This is a genomic window from Caldinitratiruptor microaerophilus, assembly GCF_025999835.1.
Lineage (GTDB): Bacteria > Bacillota > Sulfobacillia > Symbiobacteriales > ZC4RG38 > Caldinitratiruptor > Caldinitratiruptor microaerophilus.
On sequence record NZ_AP025628.1, the window covers coordinates 258,556 to 281,565 of the forward strand.

21 protein-coding genes are annotated in these 23,010 nt (G+C 71.2%); 14 read left to right on the forward strand and 7 right to left on the reverse strand.

The features are described from left to right. Positions 1–4 precede the first annotated feature (4 nt). A complete protein-coding gene (locus caldi_RS01260; protein ID WP_264843270.1) occupies positions 5–949 on the forward strand; it encodes an ROK family protein in 945 nt (314 codons plus the stop codon). 21 nt (positions 950–970) lie between these two features. Continuing rightward, positions 971–1,408, forward strand: a complete 438-nt coding sequence (locus caldi_RS01265; protein ID WP_264843272.1) for a PaaI family thioesterase — start codon at positions 971–973, stop codon at positions 1,406–1,408. Here caldi_RS01265 and caldi_RS01270 read toward each other — a convergent pair. From caldi_RS01270 to caldi_RS01280, 3 genes are read right to left on the reverse strand one after another with little or no spacing between them, the layout of a single operon-like run. Further along, positions 1,324–3,705, reverse strand: a complete 2,382-nt coding sequence (locus caldi_RS01270; protein WP_264843273.1) for a DUF3488 and transglutaminase-like domain-containing protein — start codon at positions 3,703–3,705, stop codon at positions 1,324–1,326. The two genes, caldi_RS01265 and caldi_RS01270, sit on opposite strands and share 85 nt — an antisense overlap. Continuing rightward, positions 3,702–4,955: a DUF58 domain-containing protein gene (locus tag caldi_RS01275; protein ID WP_264843274.1), complete on the reverse strand. Its 1,254-nt coding sequence runs from the start codon at positions 4,953–4,955 to the stop codon at positions 3,702–3,704. The genes caldi_RS01270 and caldi_RS01275 overlap by 4 nt, the downstream gene beginning before the upstream one ends. Continuing rightward, positions 4,939–5,895, reverse strand: coding sequence for an AAA family ATPase (locus caldi_RS01280; protein WP_264843275.1), 957 nt, complete (start codon positions 5,893–5,895; stop codon positions 4,939–4,941). The genes caldi_RS01275 and caldi_RS01280 overlap by 17 nt, the downstream gene beginning before the upstream one ends. Before the next feature lie 321 nt (positions 5,896–6,216). Here caldi_RS01280 and caldi_RS01285 point away from each other — a divergent pair, with 321 nt between their 5' ends. Together caldi_RS01285 and caldi_RS01290 are read left to right on the forward strand one after the other, a co-directional pair. After that, positions 6,217–6,882 carry a DUF1405 domain-containing protein gene (locus tag caldi_RS01285; protein ID WP_264843276.1) on the forward strand — a complete coding sequence of 222 codons (666 nt, stop codon included), beginning with the start codon at positions 6,217–6,219 and terminating at the stop codon, positions 6,880–6,882. Beyond that, positions 6,872–7,207 carry a metal-sensitive transcriptional regulator gene (locus tag caldi_RS01290; RefSeq protein WP_319951785.1) on the forward strand — a complete coding sequence of 112 codons (336 nt, stop codon included), beginning with the start codon at positions 6,872–6,874 and terminating at the stop codon, positions 7,205–7,207. The genes caldi_RS01285 and caldi_RS01290 overlap by 11 nt, the downstream gene beginning before the upstream one ends. Here caldi_RS01290 and caldi_RS01295 read toward each other — a convergent pair. Then, positions 7,204–8,019 (reverse strand): class I SAM-dependent methyltransferase, encoded by an 816-nt coding sequence (locus tag caldi_RS01295; RefSeq protein WP_264843277.1) that lies wholly within the window; start codon positions 8,017–8,019, stop codon positions 7,204–7,206. The genes caldi_RS01290 and caldi_RS01295 overlap by 4 nt on opposite strands. Positions 8,020–8,127: 108 nt before the next feature. Between caldi_RS01295 and caldi_RS01300 the strand changes: the two genes are divergently transcribed. Together caldi_RS01300 and caldi_RS01305 are read left to right on the forward strand one after the other, a co-directional pair. Then, on the forward strand, positions 8,128–8,313 hold the full coding sequence (locus caldi_RS01300) for a hypothetical protein (protein ID WP_264843279.1): 186 nt from the start codon (positions 8,128–8,130) through the stop codon (positions 8,311–8,313). Positions 8,314–8,389: 76 nt separating this feature from the next. Next, positions 8,390–8,665 (forward strand): hypothetical protein, encoded by a 276-nt coding sequence (locus tag caldi_RS01305; protein ID WP_264843280.1) that lies wholly within the window; start codon positions 8,390–8,392, stop codon positions 8,663–8,665. Here caldi_RS01305 and caldi_RS01310 read toward each other — a convergent pair. Further along, positions 8,619–9,800 (reverse strand): glycerate kinase, encoded by a 1,182-nt coding sequence (locus caldi_RS01310; protein WP_264843281.1) that lies wholly within the window; start codon positions 9,798–9,800, stop codon positions 8,619–8,621. The genes caldi_RS01305 and caldi_RS01310 overlap by 47 nt on opposite strands. Before the next feature lie 340 nt (positions 9,801–10,140). On the opposite strand from caldi_RS01310, the gene icd reads away from it, so the two are divergent. The 7 genes from icd to caldi_RS01345 all read left to right on the forward strand — a co-directional run bounded on the left by icd (position 10,141) and on the right by caldi_RS01345 (position 19,183). Next, complete coding sequence (gene icd / locus caldi_RS01315; RefSeq protein WP_264843282.1) at positions 10,141–11,394, forward strand: isocitrate dehydrogenase (NADP(+)); 1,254 nt, start codon at positions 10,141–10,143, stop codon at positions 11,392–11,394. Between the two features lie 99 nt (positions 11,395–11,493). Then, a complete protein-coding gene (mdh, locus tag caldi_RS01320; protein ID WP_264844708.1) occupies positions 11,494–12,438 on the forward strand; it encodes a malate dehydrogenase in 945 nt (314 codons plus the stop codon). Positions 12,439–12,488: 50 nt separating this feature from the next. Beyond that, positions 12,489–13,832, forward strand: a complete 1,344-nt coding sequence (locus caldi_RS01325) for a citrate (Si)-synthase (protein ID WP_264843283.1) — start codon at positions 12,489–12,491, stop codon at positions 13,830–13,832. Between the two features lie 164 nt (positions 13,833–13,996). Next, positions 13,997–15,760, forward strand: coding sequence for an ATP-dependent zinc metalloprotease FtsH (ftsH, locus tag caldi_RS01330; protein ID WP_264843284.1), 1,764 nt, complete (start codon positions 13,997–13,999; stop codon positions 15,758–15,760). A gap of 415 nt (positions 15,761–16,175) precedes the next feature. Then, on the forward strand, positions 16,176–16,994 hold the full coding sequence (proB, locus tag caldi_RS01335) for a glutamate 5-kinase (RefSeq protein ID WP_264843285.1): 819 nt from the start codon (positions 16,176–16,178) through the stop codon (positions 16,992–16,994). Next, positions 16,991–18,256 (forward strand): glutamate-5-semialdehyde dehydrogenase, encoded by a 1,266-nt coding sequence (locus caldi_RS01340; protein ID WP_264843286.1) that lies wholly within the window; start codon positions 16,991–16,993, stop codon positions 18,254–18,256. Before proB ends, caldi_RS01340 begins: the two co-directional genes overlap by 4 nt. Before the next feature lie 162 nt (positions 18,257–18,418). Beyond that, a complete protein-coding gene (locus caldi_RS01345) occupies positions 18,419–19,183 on the forward strand; it encodes an IclR family transcriptional regulator (protein WP_264843288.1) in 765 nt (254 codons plus the stop codon). A gap of 41 nt (positions 19,184–19,224) precedes the next feature. On the opposite strand, the gene caldi_RS01350 is transcribed toward caldi_RS01345, so the two are convergent. Together caldi_RS01350 and caldi_RS01355 are read right to left on the reverse strand one after the other, a co-directional pair. After that, on the reverse strand, positions 19,225–20,637 hold the full coding sequence (locus tag caldi_RS01350) for a class II fumarate hydratase (protein WP_264843289.1): 1,413 nt from the start codon (positions 20,635–20,637) through the stop codon (positions 19,225–19,227). Positions 20,638–20,794: 157 nt separating this feature from the next. Then, on the reverse strand, positions 20,795–21,697 hold the full coding sequence (locus caldi_RS01355) for a LysR family transcriptional regulator (protein WP_264843290.1): 903 nt from the start codon (positions 21,695–21,697) through the stop codon (positions 20,795–20,797). Between the two features lie 361 nt (positions 21,698–22,058). Between caldi_RS01355 and caldi_RS01360 the strand changes: the two genes are divergently transcribed. Continuing rightward, positions 22,059–23,006: a YeiH family protein gene (locus tag caldi_RS01360; RefSeq protein WP_264843291.1), complete on the forward strand. Its 948-nt coding sequence runs from the start codon at positions 22,059–22,061 to the stop codon at positions 23,004–23,006. The last annotated feature ends 4 nt before the right edge of the window (positions 23,007–23,010 follow it).

Consider the following 23,010-nt stretch of genomic DNA (forward strand, 5'->3'; position numbering starts at 1 on the left):
CCGCATGGAGTACGTGGCGGCAGTCGACCTGGGCGGGACGAAGATCGCGGCGGCGATCGCCGGCCTGGACGGGCGCGTGCTCGGGCGCGGGGTCCGCCCCACCGCCGCGGGGGAAGGGCCCGGGCCGGTGCTGGGCCGCATGGTCGAGGCGGTGCAGGAAGCGGCGCACGCGGCCGGGCTCGACCTCGGCGGGGCGCGGGCCATGGCCGTCGGGGCCCCGGGGCCCCTCGACCCGGAGGCCGGGGTGGTGCTGGAGTCGCCGAACCTCGGCTGGCGGGACGTGCCGCTGCGGGACATCCTGGCGGAGCGGCTCGGCATACCCGTCCGGGTGGAGAACGACGCCAACCTGGCCGCCTACGGGGAGTACCGGTACGGGGCCGGGCAGGGCGCCCGGTACATGGTGTACCTCGGGATCGGCACGGGGATCGGCTTCGGCCTGGTCGTCCTCGGCCGCATCTACCACGGCGCCACCGGCAACACGGAGTTCGGCCACATGACGGTCGACCTCGACGGCCCGCTGTGCGGATGCGGACGGCACGGGTGCCTGGAGGCGATCGCCTCCGGGACCGCCCTGGCCCGGGAGGCCCGGGCGATCGTCGCGCGCCGGCCCGACCGGCTGCAGCCGGGCGAGACGCCGGCGGCGCCGCTCGTGTTCCGGTTGGCCCGGGAGGGGGATGGAGAGGCGCAGCAGGTGCTCGACCGGTTCGTCGAAGCCCTCGGCGCCGGGGTGGCGAACCTCGTGAACGGGCTCAGCCCGGACCGGGTCGTGCTGGGCGGCGGGGTGATGGCGGCCGGCGACTGGCTCCTGGAGCGCGTCCGGGAAGAGGCCCGACGCCGCGCCTTCGGGGCGCAGTGGCGGGCGACGGAGGTCGTCCGGGCCGGCCTTGGCGGTGACTCGGGCCTCTACGGCGCCGTCGCCCTGGCGCTGGACACCGTGCAGGGTCGCTGACGGGAGGGTCGAGTGCTGGAGATGCCGCGCAATCCGTTCCGGGAGCTCATCGGCGCACAGGTGCTCCGGGTGGAGCGGGGCCGGGCGGTGGTGCGCATGCCCGCGGACGACCGCCTGCACAACAGCGCCGCGACGGTGCACGGGGGAGCCATCTGCACCCTGGCCGACGCGGCCATCGCTACCGCGCTGCGCAGCGCCCTCATGCCGGGCGACCTCGCCTCGACGATCGAGATGAAGGTCAACTTCCTCGCTCCGGCGCGGGGCGACCTGGACGCCCACGCGCGGGCGATCCACGTCGGCGGGGCGACGGCCGTGGGCGAGGCGGACGTGCTCGACGCCGAGGGCCGCCTCGTCGCCAAGGCCATCGCCACCTTTCACGTGCGCCGCGGGGCGGGCCCTGTCCGCCCCGGTGCCCGGACCGCCATGGACCCGGACGTGGACGGCCCCGAGCCGGCGTAGCGCCGCGGGCTGAGCGGCGGCACCAGGAGCCGCCACAGGTAGCCCCAGCGGCCGTAGCGGGCCCGGAGGGCGCGCTGGGCCGCCCGGATGGCCTCGGGACCGGCCTGCACGTCCACCGGGCCGGGCAGCGGCCCCGGCGGGCCGTAGCGCGCGCGCTCGTAAGCCCGGGCGAGGCGCTCCACGGGTCCGGCCAGTTCGGGCCAGACCGGCCCCAGGCTGCGGGCGTACTCCAGGGGCGTCTCCTCCGGTCGCGGCCCGGAACCGAAGCGGTCCATGAGCCGGCCCAGGTACACGAACTGCTCCTGCACGGCCTGCGGGCCGGAGCCGCCCGCCGGAGGGCGGAGTAGGCCGTGCGCCCTCGCCAGGAGGGCCGCGGCGCCGAGACCCATGACCCCCAGGGCCATGGCCAGCGCACGAGCCAACCGGCGGCCTCCGGCTCCCCCGGTGCCGGCGGCTGGCGCCGGGGTTTCGTCGGGCTGCTCGGGCGCCGGTTCGTTCGGCTCGGGCTGCGGACGGGGGTTCAGGCGCCCGTCCTCGGCGTCCGGCGCCTCCACGGCCGCAGGCCGGGCCGAGCGGTCGGGGAGAGGGACATCCGGGCGCGGGGTCGGATCGAAGGGCACCCAGCCGTAGCCGGGGAAGAACGCCTCCACCCACGCGTGGGCCTGGCTGTTGAGGACGTCGACCCGGGTATCCCCGTCGGGCAGGGCGACGAAGCCCTGCACCCACCGCGCCGGGATGCCGAGCCCCCGGAGCATGACGGTCATGGCGGTGGAGAAGGACGTGCAGTAGCCCTGGCCCACGTCGAAAAGGAAGTAGGCGGCAAAGTCCCGTCCGCGCGGGGTCGCCGGGGTGTTGAGGCTGTAGCGGTACATGGTGCGCAGGTACCGCTCGATCGCTTCCGCCGCCTCGTAAGGGCGGGTGGCGCCGGCCTCCTCCGCGATCCGGCGGGCCAGCCGCAGCACGCGCCGCAGGTCCCGGGAATCCCCCGGGAGCTGGAGGTAGGGGCCCAGCGCCGGGTCGTCCGGGGACGCGGGGCGGCCCAGGTTCCGGACCTGGTCGGCGGAGATGCGGGCCACGCGGCTTTCGACCGTGTACGGCTGAAGCGGGATGCGCGGGCCGGCCGCGATCAGGTTCTGGTCGCGGTCCGCCCGGTACAGGGGCACGCCCTCCACCCGGACGGGCTCCAGTGCGTGGAAGAGCGTGTCCGTGCGCACGGTCACGGGCTGCACCGTGACCCGCACGACGTCCCGGGGAACCTCCAGGGAATACGCGGTGGGGAGCACGGACGCCGGGCCGAGAACGTCGGTCTCGCCTTCCGGCACCTTCCAGCCCCGGCCCGTGTAGGTGGTGTGCACGCTGCCGCGCAGGTAGAGGGGCGCCTCCAGCGGGCGGTCGAGCTCGAGCCGCAGGGCGACGGTGTCGTCGAGGACTGCCGGCCCCCCTAGCTCCTCCGTGCTGCCTCCCCATCCCACCAGGCGAAGGCTGAAGCGGAGTGCCTCGCCCGTCCCGAGGCCGGCCCCCCGCAGCCGCTGCAGGGCAGGGAAGAGTCCCCGGAGCTGCTCGCCGGCGGCTCCCAGGCTCACGGGCGGGATGTCCGACGGCAGCGCCAGGGCGAGGGAGGTGACGGCGAGGATGGCCAGGGAGCCGGCCATCCAGTCCGGTGGGCGCAGCGCCCGGCGCCCGGCCGACCGCCACGCCAGGGCCTGGTGGGACGAGCGGGCGACCGCCCACAGGAGCAGGCCCAGAGCGAGATAGAGCACGAGGTACCCCTCTGCGTCGTCCCAGAACAGGACCCACTGGAACCCGAACAGGGCGGCGCCAAGGGTGAGCGACCAGAACGAGTTCCCCCGGCCCAGGGCCTCCCGCAGGATGAAGAGGGCCAGACCGCCAGCGATCAGCGTCAGGAAGAACCAGGCCACCGACGGGTGAAGTGTCTCGAAGTGTCCCACCCGGACCTGACCGGCCAGGTAAGCCAGGCGCAGCAGGAGGACCTCGACCCGGGCGGCCAGGCCGCCCAGCCAGGAGAGGCGGATGTCCCAGCGCCGGGAGAGCAGGGCGTTCAGGAGCGGTGTGCAGGCGAGAAAAGCCAGGACGAGCACGCCGCTGCCGAGGAGCCGGACCGGCCGCCGCCAGCCGGCCCAGGCCAGGCCGGTCGCCACCACCGCCAGGCCGGCGAGTCTCGGGGCCGGGATCTCCTGCCGCCAGAAGCCGGCCAGCGAGACCAGGAGCGCGGCAACCATGCCCGCCGTCAGGAGCGCAACCGGGACCTCGGCGATCCACGGACGTCGCTGCGTCACGGAACCACCCTCTCCACCGGCGAGGGGCCCTGCACCTGATAGGCCGGGAGGCTCCGCAGGTCGTCGCCGACCCCCAGGAGGTAGACCGGGATGCGTCTGTCGGCCAGCGCCCGGGCCAGCCGGTCGCGCTCCGGGCGCGCCCGGCCTCTTCCGGGCGCCACGCTCTCCGACCGCACCACCGCCAGCAGCAGCCGGTAGGGTCCCTGCAGCCGGAGCAGGGTGGCGGCCAGGGAAGGGGTCAGGTCGGGCGTGATCACGGCGAGCGCGGAGCGCGCGGGCAACGAGGGCGTCTCTGCCCGGAGCACCTCCGCCAGGGGCCGGTCCCCGTCCGCCTCGACGCCGGCAAGCAGCTCCAGGATCCCGCGCAGCGCCCGGGCGCCGCGAGCGGGGGGCAGGAGCACCCGCTGCGCCCCTCGGGCGAGGAGGCCGGCCGCGAAGCCCTGCCGGACGGCCAGGTCCGCCAGGGCCGCGGCCAGCTCCACCGCAAGCTCCACGGTCTCTCCCGCCGGTCCTGCCACGTGGGCCCGGCGGTCCAGGTCGAGCACCACGAGCAGCTGGGTGGTGGCCGTGCGGTCGAACTCCTTGAGGTAGAGGCTGCCCTGGTGGCGGGCAGAGGACCGCCAGTGGATGTGCCGGGGGCTGTCCCCGGGGCGGTACGGACGGATCTCCGCGAGGCGGGCGGGATCCGCCACGCCGTGCCGTGGGTCCTGGAGACGCCCCAGCGGCTGGGCCAGCGGGAGCGGCAGGTCCTCGATGCGGACGACCCGCGGGTAGACGGTCAGGTAGCGGCCCGTGGCGAACTCGCGGCGGACCACGAAGAGCCCGAGCCCATCCCCCGCCACGATCCGGAACGGGCCCAGCGGCAGCCGGCCCCGCCGCCTGGCCGTCAGCCGGAACTCCAGGAGCTGCGTGCCGTACGGGCCGAGGGCCCCGCCCTGCGCGGGGGCGTCGACGGAGGCCACCTTCCCGGGGATCGGCAGGTCCACCTCGACCCACGGGACGGGAACGGCACCCGTGTTCTCGACGCGCATGCGGACGTGGACGACCTCGCCCGCGGACAGCCGGTCCCGGTCGACGGTGACCTCGTGGCGGAGGTGGCGCCCGAGCCAGAGGGTCCACAGCAGGGCGGCCGTCACGGAGCCGGCGGCGGCGTAGAAGAGGAACCACGGCAGCGTGCCCCCGGCGAGCCGGGCGAACGCCAGCGCGGCCGCCGCCAGGACCAGGAGCCGCCCGTCACGGATTGCGGGCATGGCGCCGCACCCCCGTGGGGACGCGCACGGTGCCGAGGAGTTCGGCCAGGACGGACAGGGCCGTCTTTCCCTGCAGCTGCGCCTCCGGCCGGATGATCAGCCGGTGCCCGAGGGTGAGCGGCGCCATCTCCTTGACGTCGTCGGGCGTGACGAAGTCCCGGCCGCGCACGAGCGCCAGGGCCTGGGAAGCCTTGTAGAGGGCGATGGTTCCCCGGGGGCTTCCGCCCAGGTACACGTCCGGGTGCTCCCGCGTGCGGTGGACGACCGTGACGATGTACTCCTCGAGGGACGGGTCCACGTGGACCGCCCGGACCTGCTCCTGGGCCGTCAGGATGTCCTCCGGCGAGACCACCGGCTCCAGCGACTCCACGGGCGAACCGTGCGACAGCCGCAGGATCTCCCGCTCTTCCGCGGGGGTCGGATACCCGAGCTGGAGCCGGATGAAGAACCGGTCGAGCTGCGCCTCCGGCAGGGGGAAGGTCCCCTCGTACTCGATCGGGTTCTGGGTGGCCAGCACGAGGAAAGGTTGCGGCAGCGGGTACGTCACCCCGTCGACCGTCACCTGCCGCTCTTCCATGGCCTCCAGGAGGGCCGACTGCGTGCGGGGCGACGTCCGGTTGATCTCGTCGGCCAGCACGACCTGGGCGAGGAGCGGTCCCGGCCGGAACTCGAAGGTTCCGGTGGCCTGGTTCCACACGCTCACCCCGGTGATGTCGGATGGCAGGAGGTCGGGCGTGAACTGGATCCGGCGGAACTGGCAGCCGAGCGACCGCGCCATCGCCCGCACGAGGGTGGTCTTGCCCACGCCGGGCACGTCCTCGATGAGGACGTGGCCCTGGCACAGGAGCGCGACCAGGACGTACTCGAGTTCCCGGCGCTTCCCCACCACCACGCGCTCGACGTTGGCGACCACCTGCTCCACCAGCGTTCGGGTCTGCATGGGCGTCCCCCGCTCTCCCGTCCTGACGACGAACGGCGCGCCGCGAGCGTGAAGAGCTGCGGGGTTCGCGCCGTGAGCACATATCCTTCTCCGGGGGGGAGGGGTGTCCCTTCCGGGTTCGTACGGGTGCATGTTCGGAACGCCCGGGGCAGGCGGCACTCGGGCACGCGGTTCGCCACGCCGGGACCCCGGAAGCCGCATACTACAGTAGGGTAGTGTGCCCGCCTGTCCTGCTCGCCTGTCCGGGCGCTCCGCCCGTGCCGGCGATGCCGGGTGGCCGGGACGAGGAATCGGGCACCCCATTCCCGAAGTGAATCCACCATGAACAACGTTGTGGTTCCCCGCACGGCGGTCTTCCTCGATGCGGTCGCGACGGATCGGCGGTGGTGGTGGACCCTCTTCGGGATCAACGCCGTGGGGTCGGCGTACGGCTTCTGGTGGTACCGCGATCAGCTCGCCTCGACGCCGGCGCGGTACTGGCTGGTGGTACCGGACAGCCCGGGGTCGACCCTGCTGCTGACCGTCTTCCTCGCCGCCCTGCTGGCGCGCGCGGTCCCCGGCGCCCGACCGGGGCAGCCGGTCCGGGTCCGGGGGGCCTGGGGCACACTCCTGGCCGTGGCGCTGGCGTCCAACATCAAGTACGGGCTCTGGACGGCCGTCGTGCTCCCGCTCCACGCCATCGCGTCCGGTACGTGGACGCCGCCCGACGTCTACCTGTCGCTTTCGCACCTGGGCATGTGGGCGCAGGCCCTCGTGTTCCTCCGGCTACACCGGCCGGCGCGCGGCGCTGCGCTGGCGGCGCTCGGATGGCTTCTCTTCCAGGACTACGTCGACTACTGGGCGCTCCACACCCACCCGTACCTGCCGGATGAGGCCCTGGAACCCGCCGCCCGGGCCGTCGCCCTGGTGCTCACGGCCGTCGGGGCCGGCACGGTGATCTGGAGCGCTTGGCAGCCGCTCCGAGGAGGTGATGGTGGTGGCAGATGAGCAGGAGTCGCTGCAATCCCTACCGGTGATCCTGCGCACCGAAGGCATCGGCCTGCGCGACAAGGCGGACCTCCTCGAGCGCCTGCGCAAGATCGAGGGTCAGGTCCGGGGCCTCCAGCGGATGGTCGAGGAGGACCGGTACTGCGTCGACATCCTCGTGCAGCTGGCGGCGGTGCGGGCGGCCCTGAACCGCGTGGCCTTCCTGCTGCTGGAGAGCCACACCCGCGGCTGCGTCGCGGCGGCGCTGCGGCGGGGGGACGGCGAGGCGGCCGTTCAGGAGCTGCTGGCCGTGATGGACAAGCTGCTGAAAGGCGGCGGGCTCTAGCCCGCGACCTTGGTCCCGACGGTCTCCACCGCCGTCCAGGTCACCGTGAAGCCCTCCGGCGCGGCCCGGCGCATGGCCCGTGCTGCCTCGGCCTCGACGGCCCGCCGGGTTTCGGGGGAGAGGCCCGCCGCCCAGTTCGGGGCAACCGTGGCCATGAGCCGGACGAAGCGCTCGGGGTCGTAGACGTATACTCGCTCCGCGATCGGGCGGAAGAACGGCAGGGCGAACCCGGCCGCCTGGAGGCTGCAGGCCACCTCCTGGGCGCTGGGCAGGTCGGGGAACGCTTCCGGGGCATGAGGGCCCAGGAGGTGGGTCAGGACCGACTGGAGAAGGGCCCGCCACTCGCCGAAGCCCGGGGCCGTCGCGCAGGCCAGCACCAGCTGGCCCCCCGCGCGCAGCACCCGGGCGAACTCGCGCGCAGCCCGGGGGCGGTCCCGGACCCAGTGGTACATGCTGTTCGCCACGACGAGGTCGAAGGTGCCGTCGGGGTACGGGATGTCCTCGGCGTCCCCTTCCTGCAGGACGGCCACGACGCCGGCCATCCCCGCCTTGGCGCCGGCCACGGCTACCATGCCGGGGGACAGGTCGATGCCCACCAGGAGCCGGCATGGTCCGAACACGCGCGCCAGTTCGAGCAGGTTGATCCCGGTCCCCGAACCGACGTCGAGGATGGCGGGCTGCGGCGGTACCCGCACCAGCGGCAACAGGCGCCTCAGCCCCATCAGGTAGGCGTGCCCGGCGACGGCGTCGTACTCGAGCGCGGTCTGGCTGTAGCCCGCGGCCACGCGGGTCTTGAGCTCCAGGGCTGCCACCCCCCGGAGCACGTTATGCCGGGGTGGCGGCCGCGGTCACGCCCATCGGAACCGGTGGCGGACAACGGCGGATTCTCATACCCTGCAACCGAGAAGGACGCCGGGGAGGTGAGCTTGGTGCCCTTCGGCTTCCCGTTCACGTTCCCCTTTGCGTTCCTCTTTGGGTTCCCCGCGGGTTTCCCCTTCGCGTTCCCGTTCGGGTTCCCGTTCGGGTTCCCGGCGACCATCGCCGGCACGAGCGCGGCGGCGATACCCGCCACCACGGTGGCGACGACGCCCTTCCCGTTCATCTGATCCCGGCCCTGCGGCCTCCGGCCGGGGTGCTGTGCCCCGGCCGGCCCGTACATCCACCCGCCGAGGAGGGAACCACGTGCACCGGATCCGGATTCAGGCTCCGCCCTTCCTTCCCCCGAGACTCCCGTGGTTCCCCGCGGGCCCGCCGCCGATGCCGCCGCTGCCCCTGAACATGCCCCGGATGCCATGGCCGGAGGGCGGGTTCGCGCCGCCGGCCGCGGGGAACACCGGCCCGGGGAGCGCCGGCGCCGCGGGCGGCTGGCAGGGGAATCCGTGGGCCCGGGCCCCGATCGCCGGCACGGGCGTCACGGGCGGGGCGCTGGCCGCCAGGGGTGCGCCGCCCGGCTGGTGAGGTCGGCGCCCAGCCGGACGAGCCGGAGGGCCCTGGCGGTCGCCTCGGTCACGAACTCGGCGGCCCGGGCCATCGCCTCCGCCTCGGGGATCGGGCCCGGGACGATGCTCAGGAGGGCGCTCACCCCGCGGTCCAGGAGGGCCTCGGCGCCGGGGCCCAGGCTCCCGGAGATCACGACCACCGGCACGCCGCGGCGCACCGCCGCGCGCGCGACGCCGAGGGGCACCTTCCCGTGCAGGGTCTGCGCGTCGGTCCGGCCCTCGCCGGTCAGGACGAGCCAGGCATCCTCCAGGCGCCGTTCGAAGCCCACCGTGTCCATGACGAGGTCGATCCCCCGCTCGAGCCGGGCGCCTGCGACGGCCAGGAGCCCGGCACCGAGCCCGCCTGCCGCGCCCGCTCCCGGCACGCCGCTCACCTCGCGACCCAGGTCCCGGGCGAGGATCTCGCCCCAGCGGCCGAGGGCGGCGTCGAGCTCGGCGATCATCTCCGGCGTGGCGCCCTTCTGGGGTCCATACACCGCCGAGGCGCCCCGGGGGCCGGTGAGCGGGTTGTCGACGTCGCAGGCGACCCGGATCCGCACGTCCCGCAGCCGGGGGTCCAGGCCGGAGACGTCGATCCGCTCCAGGCGGGCGAGCTCGGCCCCGCCGGGCCCGATCTCGCGCCCGGCGCGGTCGAGGAGGCGGGCCCCGAGCGCCTGGGCCATGCCCGCTCCGCCGTCGTTGGTGGCGCTGCCGCCGATCCCGAGGACGATCTCCCGGCAGCCCCGGTCCAGGGCGGCCCGGATGAGTTCCCCGGTACCTCGGGTGGTGGTCCGCCGCGGGTCGCGGCGCTCCGGCGGCACCAGGGTCAGGCCGGAGGCGGCCGCCATCTCGATCACCGCCGTGCGCCCCCCGCCGACGATGCCGAAGAAGGCGTCCACCGGGTCTCCCAGCGGTCCGGTGACGGTGACCCGGATCCGCTCGCCCCCGGTCGCGGCCAGGATGGCGTCGACCGTCCCCTCTCCCCCGTCGGCGAGGGGGGTCAGCACCGTTTCCGCCTCGGGGAACACGCGGCGGACTCCGGCGGCCATCGCCTCCGCGGCCGCGATCGCGCTCAGGCTGCCCTTGAAGGAGTCGGGGGCGATGACCACCCGCATGCCCATCTCTCCCTGAACGTGTCTCCCTGAAGGTGTTGGTAGCTTTCGTATTCCGCGCCGGGCGCCCCGGTTCCCTGCCGGAGGCTGTATACCCCCCGGGGTCTACGGCGGGTCTATGCGTCGGGGAGCACCTTTTTCCAACACGTGTGCCCGAAAGGGGACTGGTACCGCACCGTGCAACTTGCTACTATAACGAGGGGATTGGTACGAAAGCCACCGGGTGTGTGGATGTTTCTGTCTATTCCGGCCGCGATTTTGGAACGCGGTTCCGAAACTGTCCCGCCCCGGGGGCGTTCCGTCCCACCACGGCAATTCGACACAGGAAGAGGTGCTGGAAGGAGTGGCCAGGTTCCAGAAACTGACCCCGCCCGCTCAGGGTGAGCCGATCCGCTTCGAGGGCGGCAAGCTGCAGGTACCCGATCATCCGATCATCCCGTTCATCGAGGGCGACGGCACCGGCCCGGACATCTGGCGGGCGGCGCAGCCCGTTCTGGACGCCGCGGTGGAGAAGGCGTACGGCGGCCGGCGCAAGATCGTCTGGTTCGAAGTGTACGCCGGGGAGAAGTGCCTGAACAAGTTCGGCGAGTGGCTGATCGAGGATACGCTCACCGCGATGCGCGAGTACCGGGTCGGGATCAAGGGCCCGCTCACCACACCCGTCGGCGGCGGGATCCGTTCCCTGAACGTGGCGCTCCGGCAACTCCTGGACCTCTACGCCTGTGTGCGGCCCGTGCGCTGGTTCCCCGGCGTACCGTCCCCGCTCCGGGAGCCCTGGAAGACGGACGTCGTGATCTTCCGGGAGAATTCCGAGGACATCTACATGGGGATCGAGTGGAAGGCCGGCAGCCCCGAGGCCAACCGGGTGATCGAGCTCGTCAAGGAGCTCGGCAAGGAGATCCGCCCGGGGAGCGGAATCGGCATCAAGCCGGTCTCCGAGTTCGGCACCAAGCGGCTCGTGCGCGCGGCGATCGAGTACGCCCTGCGTTACGGCCGCAAGAGCGTGACGCTGGTGCACAAAGGCAACATCATGAAGTTCACCGAGGGCGCCTTCCGGGAGTGGGGCTACGAGGTCGCCCGGCAGGAGTTCGGCGACGTCACCATCACCGAGGAGGAGCTCTGGGACAAGTACGGCGGGCAGCAGCCGGCCGGCAAGATCGTGATCAAGGACCGGATCGCCGACATCACCTTCCAGCAGCTGCTCCTCCGCCCCACCGAGTTCGACGTGATCGCCACCCTGAACCTGAACGGCGACTACCTGTCGGACGCCGTGGCGGCGCACGTGGGCGGCATCGGGATCGCGCCCGGGGCCAACATCTCGTACAGCGACGGGTACGGCCTGTTCGAGGCGACCCACGGCACCGCGCCGAAATACGCCGGCCTTGACAAGGTCAACCCCAGCTCGGTCATCCTCTCCGGCGAGATGATGTTCCGGTACATGGGCTGGGACGAGGCGGCCGACCTCATCATCAAGGGCATCGAGCGGACGATCGCGAACAAGACCGTGACGTACGACTTCGCCCGGCTCATGGAGGGCGCCACCGAGGTCAAGTGCTCGGAGTTCGGGCAGCTGATCATCAAGAACATGGACGGCTGAGAAAGGGGCGTCGCGCCCCTTCTCGAGGGGCCCGCGGCATCCGGCGGCGGGCCCTTCTTCACCCCAACAACTTCGTAGCAGGGGGCCTGAGCCATGGCCGTGAGGCGTCCCAAGATCAGCGTCATCGGCGCCGGCTTCACCGGAGCCAGCACCGCCGTGTTCGCGGCGGCGAAGGGTCTCGGCGACATCGTGCTGCTGGACATCCCGCAGCGGGAGAACTACGCCAAGGGCGTGGCGCTCGACCTGGTGGAGTCCACGCCGATCCTGAACACCGACGTGACCATCACCGGGACGGCGGACTACGCGGACACCGCGGGTTCCGACCTCGTGATCATCACCGCCGGCGTTCCCCGCAAGCCGGGGATGAGCCGCGAGGACCTCATCAGCACCAACGCCGGCATCGTGAAGTCGGTCACCGAGCAGGTGGTGAAGTATTCCCCGAACGCGTTCATCATCGTGCTGACCAACCCGGTCGACAGCATGACCTACGTCGCCTACCGGGTCTCCGGCTTCCCCAAGAACCGCGTCTTCGGCCAGTCCGGCGTGCTCGACACGGCCCGGTACCGCACCTTCCTGGCGCACGAGCTGCGGGTGTCCGTTTCCGACATCACCGCCTTCGTCCTGGGCGGCCACGGGGACGACATGGTGCCGCTGGTCCGCTACACCTACGCGGGCGGCATCCCGGTCGCGAAGCTGCTGCCGAAGGAGACCATCGACCGGATCGTGGAGCGCACCCGCAAGGGCGGCGGGGAGATCGTCAACCTCATGGGGACCAGCGCCGGGTACGCGCCGGGCGCCTCGCTGGTCGAAATGGCGGAGGCCGTCCTCAAGAACCGCCGGCGCATCCTGCCGGCGATCGCGTACCTCGACGGCGAGTACGGCTATCGGGACATCTACATGGGCGTCCCGACCATCATCGGCGGCGACGGACTGGAGTCGGTCATCGAGGTCGACCTGACGCCGGAGGAGAAGGCGGCCCTCGACAAGAGCGCGGAGGGCGTGGCCAGGACCATCGCGTTCGTCAAGGAGAACGTCCTGAAGTAGGCCGCTCATGGTCTGCCGGGTCAGCTCGCTTCCGGAAGGGAGGCTCCATCATGTCGACGGTGAAAGAGACGGTCACGTCGAGCCTCAAGGAGACCCTGAAACAGAAGATCGAAGCGTGGCGCCCCCGCACCACCCGGCTGCTGAAGGAGTTCGGCAAGGTCGTCATCGACCAGGTCACCATCGAGCAGGCGATCGGCGGTGCCCGTGACGTCCGGTGCCTGGTCACCGACATCTCCTACCTGGACCCCTACGAGGGAATCCGGTTCCGCGGCAAGACGATCCCCGAAGTCTTCGCGGAGCTGCCCAAGGCCCGCGGCTCCGAGTACCCGACCGTCGAGGCGTTCTGGTACTTCCTGCTCACCGGCGACATCCCGACCCAGGCGCAGGTCGAGGAGGTCATGGCCGAGTGGAAGCAGCGCCAGAACGTGCCCTCCTACGTGTTCGACGTGATCCGGGCCCTGCCCAAGGACAGCCACCCGATGGTCATGCTCTCGGCCGGCGTCCTGTCGATGCAGCGGGAGTCCAAGTTCACGGCGTACTACCACTCCGGCAGATACAACAAGCTGCAGGCGTGGGAGTACATGTACGAGGACGCCTTTGACCTCGTCGCCCGCATCCCCATCATCGCTGCGTTCATCTACCGGTACAAGTACAAGAACGATCAACACATCCCCATCGACCCGAACCTCGACATGGGCGCCAACTTCGCCCACATGATGGGGATCCCCAAGCCCTACGACGACGTCTCCCGCATGTATTTCATCCTCCACTCCGACCACGAGTCCGGCAACGTTTCCGCCCACACCACCCACCTGGTCGCCTCGGCGCTGTCGGATGCGTACTACGCCTACTCCGCCGGCCTGAACGGTCTTGCCGGCCCGCTCCACGGCCTCGCCAACCAGGAAGTGCTGTCCTGGATCATGGAGTTCCAGAAGAAGCTTGGCGGTGCCGAGCCGAACAAGGAGAACGTCAGCAAGGCGCTGTGGGACACCCTCAACGCCGGTCAGGTCATCCCGGGTTACGGCCACGCCGTGCTCCGCAAGACGGACCCGCGTTACACGGCGCAGCGCGAGTTCTGCCTCAAGCACATGCCGGACGACCCGCTCTTCAAGCTGGTCAGCCTGATCTACGAGGTGGCCCCGGGCATCCTCATGGAGCATGGCAAGGCGAAGAACCCCTGGCCGAACGTCGATGCCCAGTCCGGCGTGATCCAGTGGCACTACGGCGTGCGCGAGTGGGACTTCTACACCGTGCTCTTCGGCGTGGGCCGCGCCCTGGGCACCATGGCGAACATCACCTGGGACCGTGCGCTCGGCTATCCCATCGAGCGTCCGAAGTCGGTCACGACCGAGATGCTCGAGCAGTGGGCTGCCGAGGGTGGCCGGAAGTCCTGAACAGGCCGTCCACCCGAGGGTTCCAGAACATACGACGCCGCGACGCCGCCCCCCCGTGCGGGGGCGGCGTCGCCGTGCCGGTGACAGGCGATTGCCCCATCGGTTAGAATGGGATCACCGAAGGTCAAGGGGGGGAGAGTCCGGTGGCTCCGGGTGGCCGTGCGATGGCCCTCGCCTTCATGATCGGGCTCCTTCTCCTCATGTTCGCCGGTCCTGCCCTCTACGCCGTCGACCCCGGCGCGACCGAGGTGTCGTACAGCCAGTTCCTCAAGGACGTGGACGCCGGCCGGATCCGGGCGGCGCAGATCGCCGGCGAGACGGTCACCGCCGAGCGGCAGGACGGGCAGCGGGTGCAGGTCCACGTCCTCGACGTGAACTACGTGCTCGACAGGCTGGAGGCGCAGGGCGTCCCGGTCGAGTACGCCCGGCCGCCCCGGCGGCCCTGGTGGGCGGGGCTGGTGTCCGGGCTCATCCCGACAGCGCTCCTCATCGCCTTCTTCTGGCTGATGACCCGCCAGGCCAGTCCGGGGGGCCAGATCTTCCAGTTCAGCCGCTCCCGGGCCCGGCTCTACCGCCGGGAGGAGAACAACGTCACGATGAAGGACGTGGCCGGGGTCCCCGAGGCGAAGGAGGACCTGGCCGAGATCATCGACTTCCTGAAGGCGCCCGACCGCTACCTCGAGATGGGCGCCCGCATCCCCCGGGGGGTCCTCCTCGAGGGCCCGCCGGGCACCGGGAAGACCCTGCTGGCGCGGGCGGTGGCCGGCGAGGCGGGCGTGCCCTTCTTCTCCGTGTCGGGCTCCGAGTTCGTCGAGCTCTTCGCCGGCGTCGGGGCCGCGCGGGTCCGCGACCTGTTCCAGCGGGCCCGCCAGAACGCGCCGTGCATCATCTTCGTCGACGAGATCGACGCCGTCGGGCGCCACCGCGGCGTGGGCCTCGGCGGGGCGAACGACGAGCGGGAGCAGACGCTCAACCAGCTGCTGGTCGAGATGGACGGGTTCGGCCCGGCCGAGGGGATCATCGTCATGGCGGCCACCAACCGCATCGACGTCCTCGACCCCGCGCTCCTGCGCCCGGGCCGCTTCGACCGCATCATCCACGTCGACCCCCCGGACCGCCGCGGCCGGGAGGAGATCCTCAAGATCCACGCCCGCAACAAGCGGCTGGCGCCCGGGGTCGACCTGGCCCAGGTGGCGGCGCTCACCGTGGGCTTCACGGGCGCCGACCTGGCCAACCTCCTCAACGAGGCAGCCCTCCTGACCGCCCGCCGGCGGAAGCCGGCCATCGGGCCGGAGGAGATCGAGGCGGCCTTCGAGCGGATCGTCACCGGCGGCCCGGAGAAGAAGCGGGTGATCAGCCCGGACGAGAAGCGCCGGGTCGCCTTCCACGAGGCCGGCCACGCCGTGGCCGCCCGCAAGTTGGAGCACTCCGAGCCGGTGCAGAAGGTCACGATCGTGCCCCGGGGCCGGGCCGGCGGCTACACGCTCTTCCGGCAGGAGGAGGACCGCCACCTGCAGTCCCGGCGGGAGATGCTCGACTTCCTCACCGGCATCCTGGCCGGACGGGCGGCCGAGGAGGTCGTCCTCGGCGACGTCTCGACCGGTGCAGCGAACGACCTGGAGCGGGCCACGGAGCTGGCCCGCCGCATGGTGACCCAGTGGGGCATGGACCCGGAGGTGGGTCCGATTCACATGGTCGACCCGGGCGTGCCCGTGCCGCTCTTCGGTCTGCCCATCGACCGCGGCTTCTCCGAGCGGACGGCGTCGCATGTGGATGCGGCGGTCCGCCGGCTGGTCGGCGGCGCGTACCAGCGGGCGAAGGAGCTCCTCCAGCGCCACCGGGAGGGCCTGGAGCGGGTCGCCCACGCGCTGCTCGAGCGCGAGACCCTGTCCGGCGCCGAACTCGACCAGCTCCTGCAGGGAGCGTGAGCGGTCGCGCCGGGCCGCATTCCTGCCGCCTGCCAGGATCTTGACACCGCTGGCTCCGGGCTGGTACGATGCCCACATACAAGCACATGCAAGGCGGAACAGGCGGTGAAGGGGACCAGTAGGCGCCCGAGCGGGTGCCCAGAGAGCCGGCCGCCGCGCGGGCCTGCAGAGGGTTCGGGCGGAGCTGCGAGGCCGGTCGCCGGCAGGTGCCGAACCCACCCCGGAGCCGGAGGCGTCGCTGCCCGCTCTGACGTGGGTAGCCAAGCCATCCCGGGCCTCCCCGGCCGTTACCAGCGGGGGCGCGTTCCGGCCATGCCGGTGCGCGTGAGAGCGGCCCGCTCGCGCGGGCAATGAAGGTGGTACCGCGGCCCCCCGTCCTTCGGGACGGGGGGCCTTTCGACGTGGGGGGAACGCCGTGTACGCTGAGGAACTGCGCCGCGCCCGCCGGGTGGTCGTCAAGGTGGGCACGTCCCTGGTCACCCACCCGAACGGACGGCTGCACCAGGGCCGGCTGGAGATGCTCGTCCGCCAGCTCTCCGACCTGCACGCGGCGGGCCTCGAGCCCGTCCTCGTGACCTCCGGCGCGGTGGGGGCGGGCATCGGCCGGCTCGGCGCCGAGGGGCGGCCGGCCTCCCTGACGGAGAAGCAGGCGTTCGCCGCGGTCGGCCAGGGGCTCCTCATGCACAGCTACGAGAAGCTCTTCGCGGAGTACGGGGTCACCGTCGCCCAGATCCTCCTCACCCGGGAGGACCTCGAGCACCCCGAGCGCCGTGCGAACGCCCGGGCCACGATGCAGCTCCTGCTCGAGTGGCGCGTCTTGCCCATCGTGAACGAGAACGACACGGTGACCAGCGAGGAGATCCGCGTGGGCGACAACGACACCCTGTCCGCGCGGGTGGCCGTCCTGGTCGACGCCGATCTCCTCATCATCCTCAGCGACGTGGACGGTCTCTTCCCCGCCGACCCCCGGAGCCGGCCCGACCTGGAGGTCCTGTCGGTGGTGGAGGAGCTCTCGGAGGAGCTGTGGTCGGCCGCCGGCGGGGCCGGCACGCCGGGCGGGACCGGCGGGATGCGCACCAAGCTGGAGGCGGCGGCCATCTGCCAGGAGCGGGGCATCCCGATGGTCATCGCCAGCGGCCACCGCCAGGGGGTGCTGACCGAGATCCTCTCGGGCGAGGTTCCCGGCACCCTGTTCCGCTGGCCGCACGGGACGGCGAGAAGGCGAGGCGGGTGAGCACGGTGGGCAGCGTGGAGGCGAAGGTGCGGGAGCAGGCGGCGCGCGCGCGGGCAGCCGCCCGGGCGCTGAGCGTGGCCACGGCTGCGCAGCGCGAGCGGGCCCTCGAATCGATCGCGGCGGCGCTCCGGGATGCGGAGGGCGAGATCCGGATCGCCAACGAGGCGGACCTCGCCGCAGCGCGGGAGGCCGGGCTGCCGGCCCCGCTCGTCAACCGGCTGGGTCTGGCGGGCCGGCGCTTCGAGGCCATGGTCCGCGGGGTGGAAGAGGTGCGGGCGCTGCCCGACCCCCTGGGCGAGGTCATCGAGGCCTGGGAGCGGCCGAACGGCTTGCGGATCGAGAAGGTACGGGTGCCGATGGGGGTCATCGGGGTCATCTACGAGGCCCGGCCCAACGTCACGGTGGACGCGGCGGTGCTGTGCCTGAAGGCGGGCAGCGCCGTGCTGCTCAAGGGCGGCAAGGAGGCCGACCGGACGAACGCCGCCCTGGTCGCCGCGCTGCGGCGGGGGCTGGAGGCCGCCGGCCTGCCCGCCGACGCCGTGCAGTACGTGGGGGGCGGCCGGGAGGGCGCCCGGGCGCTCATGGGGGCGACAGGCCTCGTGGACGTCCTGATCCCGCGGGGCGGGGCCGGGCTCATCCGCGCGGTCGTGGAGGAAGCCCGGGTTCCGGTGATCGAGACCGGCACCGGCGTCTGCCACGTGTACGTGGACGGGGCGGCCGACCCCGACATGGCCGAGGCCATCGTGGTGAACGCGAAGTGCTCGAACCCCGCGGTCTGCAACGCCGCCGAGACGCTCCTGGTCGATGCCGCCGCCGCCCCGGCCCTGCTGCCCCGGCTCGCCGCGGCCCTGCGCGAGGCGGGCGTGACCCTGCGCGGCTGCGAGCGCACCCGGGAGCTCGTGCCCTGGGCGGAGCCGGCGACCGAGGAGGACTGGGCGGCCGAGTACCTGGATCTCATCCTGGCGGTGCGGGTGGTCGACGGCCTGGACGCCGCCCTGGAGCACATCGCCCGCTACGGCACGCGCCATTCGGAGGCCATCGTCACGGAGGACCCCGCCCGGGCGGAGCGCTTCCTCCGGGAGGTCGACGCGGCGGCGGTGTACTGGAACGCCTCGACCCGGTTCACGGACGGGGGCGAGTTCGGTTTCGGCGCGGAGATCGGCATCAGCACCCAGAAGCTCCACGCCCGGGGCCCGATGGGCCTGCGGGAGATCACGACATACAAGTACGTTATCCGTGGCACCGGGCAGGTCCGGGGTTGAGGGGCCGGCCGCCGGTTTCCGCCGCGGCCTTGGGACCGGGCCGGGGATGCGCCCCCGGCCCGGTGGCCGCGCGCCGTCCGGAACGGTGTTCGCGAGAACGGAACACCGTGCCGGGCACCGTGCTATAATGGACCCTGGGCAAGCACGAGAGGAGGGTGCGCTGTGGCCGTGGACCGGCAACTCACGATCCAGGCCGTGGACCGGGCTCTTGCGGTGCTCCTCCTCTTCGCGGAGCCCCCGGTGGCCTCCGGTGACGGCCGGGGGCTCGGGGTGACGCAGATCGCCGAGCGGCTGAACCTGGCGAAGTCGACCGCGCACCGCATCCTGTCGACCCTGGAGGCGCGCGGCTTCCTCCGCCAGGACCCGGCGACGGGCCGGTACCACCTGGGGCTGAAGGCGCTCGAGCTGGCCGGCGCCTACCTGGCCCAGAGCGACCTGCCCACCGTGGCGTACCCGGAGATGGTGCACCTCCGGGACGAGGTGGAGGAGACCGTCAGCCTGTACGTGCGGGACCGGGGCGACCGGGTGCGGGTGCAGAAGGCCGAGGGGCGTCACGGCGTGCGGCGGGTGGTCGGCCTCGGGCAGCGCCTGCCGCTCCACCTGGGAGCCTCCGGGAAGGTCCTCCTGGCCTTCACGCCGGAGCCGGAGCGCAGCCGGCTGCTGGAGGCGCTGGAGCGCCAGCACGGGATCGACATCATCGCGTTCCGGCAGATGCTGGACAAGGTCCGGGAGCAGGGCTACGCCGTGAGCGCCGAGGAGCGGGAGCAGGGCGTCGCATCGGTCGCTGCCCCCATCTTCGACCGGTCTGGACAGCTGGTCGCGGCGCTGGCGGTGTCGGGGCCTGTGCAGCGCTTCGACGAGGCCGCCATCGTCCGGTACAGCCAGGCGGTGCGGGAGGCGGCGCACCGGATCGGCGTGCTGCTGTGACGGGCGCGCGGGGGAGCGAGCGGAAGCGGTCGGGCGGGGGCTCAGCCCCCGCCCTCGCCCTTCCCGAGGCCCGGCTCGGTCATCGACCACGGGTCCAGAAGACGGGCGATCTCGTCTGCCGGCAGCACCTTCTCGGCGAGCAGGAGCTCCCGGATGGTCCGGTTCTCCTCGTGGGCCTTCTTTGCCAGCGCGGCCGCCCGGTCGTAGCCGATCACCGGTGCCAGGGACGTCACCATCGCCAGGCTGCGCTCGACCATCTCCTCGCACCGCTGGCGGTTCGCCTCGAGGCCGGCCACCGCGCGGCGGGTGAAGTTGTCGACTGCCCGGGCCAGGAGCGTGATGGACTGGAGCAGGTTGTGGGCCATCACGGGCATCATCACGTTCAGCTCGAAGTTCCCGTGCTGCCCGCCCAGGCTCACCGTGAGGTCGTTGCCCATCACCTGCACGCAGACCATCATGAGGGACTCGGCGATGACGGGGTTGACCTTGCCCGGCATGATGGAGGAACCCGGCTGGACCGGCGGCAGGACGAGTTCCCCGATGCCGGTGCGGGGGCCGGACGCCAGCCAGCGGATGTCGTTGGCGATCTTCAGGATCCCGACCGCGACGGTGCGTACAAGGGCGCTGGCCTCGACGAGGGCGTCCTGGGAGCCCTGGGCCTCGAAGTGGTTCTCGGCCTCCCGGAAGGGCAGCCCCGTCCACTCGGCGAGGAGGGCGATGGCCCGCCGGGCGAACTCCGGGTGCGTGTTGATGCCGGTCCCCACCGCCGTTCCGCCCAGCGGCAGCTCGACGAGGTGCGCTCGGGCCATGCGCAGCCGCCGCAGGGCGTGGTCCACCTGGCTGGCGTAGCCGCTGAACTCCTGCCCCAGGCGGATCGGCGTGGCGTCCATCAGGTGCGTGCGGCCGATCTTCACGATGCCGTCCCACGCCCGGGCCTTCTCCTGCAGCGCCGTCCCCAGCCGCTCCAGTGCGGGCGCCAGTTCCTCCTCGATGGCCTCCAGGGCGGCGATGCGGATGGCCGTCGGGATGACGTCGTTTGACGACTGGCCGAGGTTGACGTGATCGTTGGGGTGGACGAGCTTCGAACCCCGCTCGCCGCCCAGGATCTCCGTCGCCCGGTTGGCGATGACCTCGTTGACGTTCATGTTGGTCGAGGTGCCGGACCCGGTCTGGAAGATGTCGACGACCAGGTGCTCGTCGAGCCGGCCGTCCGCCACCTCGCCGGCGGCCCGGGCGATGGCGTCCGCGATGCGGGGGTCCAGGAGGCCGAGGTCGCGGTTCGTGAGCGCCGCCGCCTTCTTGATCAGCCCCATCGCGCGGTAGAACCGGCGGGGGAACGTGATGCCGCTGATCGGGAAGTTCTCCAGGGCGCGGGCGGTCTGCGCCCCGTAGAGGGCGCCGGCGGGCACCCGCATCTCGCCCATGGAGTCCCGTTCGATGCGGTAATCCGGCAAGGGAGGCTCCCCCCAGTTGTGAACAGCAAGTGTTCATTTTAACAGAAGGATATATGAATCCCCTTCTCTTTCCCACACCGATTTGCTACCGGGCCTCGTCCCACCTGGATGCACTCCGGTGCGGGAAGATGAGCAGGCGCCGGGCTGGGGCGCCATGCTATGTCACCCTGCTCTGGACAAACATCGGATGAGAGCGCACGGCGCTCACGAACCGTACCACCGCCGAAGGCTTGATGCGCCTGTTTGCCTGGACCAGAACCACATCGCGGTGAATGGACACCCCGCTGATCCGTATCGGTTTGAGCACTCCGGCCTGTATCTCGTACTGGACCGCCTCGCGGCTCAATACAGTCAGGCCAATCTGGGACTCCACCGCCCGTTTCATCGCCTCCGTGGTGCTCAATCCCGCCACGACCCGGGGGATGATCCCGGCCTCTCGCAACTTTGCCTCCACGAAGTTCCGTGTGGCCGTTCCTTCTGCGCCCAGCACGAAGGGGTACTGGCTCAGGCGCTCGGGGGACACTTCGTCCGTTTCAGCTAGCTCGTGGTCACACGGAACGATCACGCAAAACTCTGTTCGAGCCACCACCTCGCACTCCAGCCGGTCGTCGGCCACAGGCCCCCACACCAGGCCGATGTCATGCGTTCCCCGGGCGACGTCCTCACGTACGCGATCCGAATTCGCAGAGTGCAGAGTGATCTCAACGCCGGGAACGGCTTTCCGATACTGCTTGAGGAAGGGCGGTAACAGATAGAGCACACCCGTGGCCACCCCCAGAAGGATGCGGCCGTGGTACCCGTGGCGATACTGCTCCAAGCTGGACTGGGCAACGGTATGCAGATCGCGAATCGCGCTGGCATAACGGTAAAGGATCTCGCCAGCAGGTGTCGGCACCATCGACCCCGCCCGGTGCTCGAAAAGCTTCACCCCGAGTGAGCGCTCCAGGGCTCTGATCTGGAGGCTGACGGCCGGCTGTGTCATGAACAGCGCGTCCGCCGCACGGGTGACGCCCCTACACTCAAACACCTTACAAAACACCTCAAGCTGACGAAGTTTCACAATTTTAATCCTCCCCGGGCAAGCTCCGCCATAAGCGATCCGATATCTATTGTCGACCATTTATATATTTGATTTCACACTCGGATTCCCTCTAAGCTTGACTTGGGTCCCACAACAAAGTTGGGGAGCGTCGAAGGAACTCACAGCGCGTCCTTCCACCCGGGTTTTCTCTTTGGTTTTAGAATACCAGCCGATTAGAAGGAAGTAGGATTTCGAAATGCGCGCCAAGTATGGTTCGGGACACCGTCGTCAGCCAGGATTTCGCAGAAGCCTACTCGGGAAGTGACGGATCGTGCACGATGTAGTCGCACCAGCAAACAAACCTCGAACGGGACTACACGGTTATATACCGGGACTTGCGTTGGCCCTCTCGCTTGGTGTTCCTGCATACTGGATGGGTACCCTCGTTCCTGTCATCGGTGGGCCCATCTTCGCCCTGGTCATGGGGATTGCACTGCGCCTCGTCCGGGCTCCCGCCGCTTACTTCCAGCCCGGACTGACGTTCGGTCAGAAGACGCTGTTGCAGGCGGCCGTCGTGATGTCGGGGTCGGCCCTCACCATCCGCCAGATCTGGTCTGCGGGCACGCTGGCCACGCCGCTGATCCTGATCACCATCCTGGCTGGCCTCGTTCTCATTCCCTACCTCGGCCGCAGCTTCGGGCTAGGGGGGAAGGTCACCCACCTGGTCGCGGTGGGCACCGCGATCTGCGGGGCGACGGCCATCGGCGCCGTCACGCCGGTGATCGCGGCGACTGCCGCGGAGATGGCCTACGCGATCTCGACGATCTTCGTCTTCAACACACTGGCCGTGGTGGTCTACCCCCTGCTGGGGCACCTCTCCGGGTTCACGGACTGGATGTTCGGCCTCTGGACCGGAACGGCGATACACGATACGTCCTCTGTGCTGGCGGCGGCCTACTCGTTCAGCGAGCAGGCAGGCCAATATGCCACGGTGGTCAAGATGGCGCGGACTACGATGCTGCTGCCGGTAATCGTGGGTTACGGACTGCTGGCCGGTGGCGACCAGAAGCTCTCCCTCTCCGCCACCCTCAGGAAGTTCCCCCAGTTCGTCCTATGGTTTGCCGTCGCCGCGGCAATGAACAGCCTCGGGTGGATTCCGGCTTCCGTTGCACCTGTCGCCAGATTTCTCAGCAAGTTTCTGATGGTCGCCGCCCTCGCCGCCGTCGGGTTGAACACTGATTTCAAGGCGGTCACACGCATCGGCCCCCGGCCCATGCTTCTCGGCCTAGCGGCATCGTTGTTGATCGGGGGCGTCAGCTGGGCGATCATCCGACTCTTCTACGCCTAGTCGC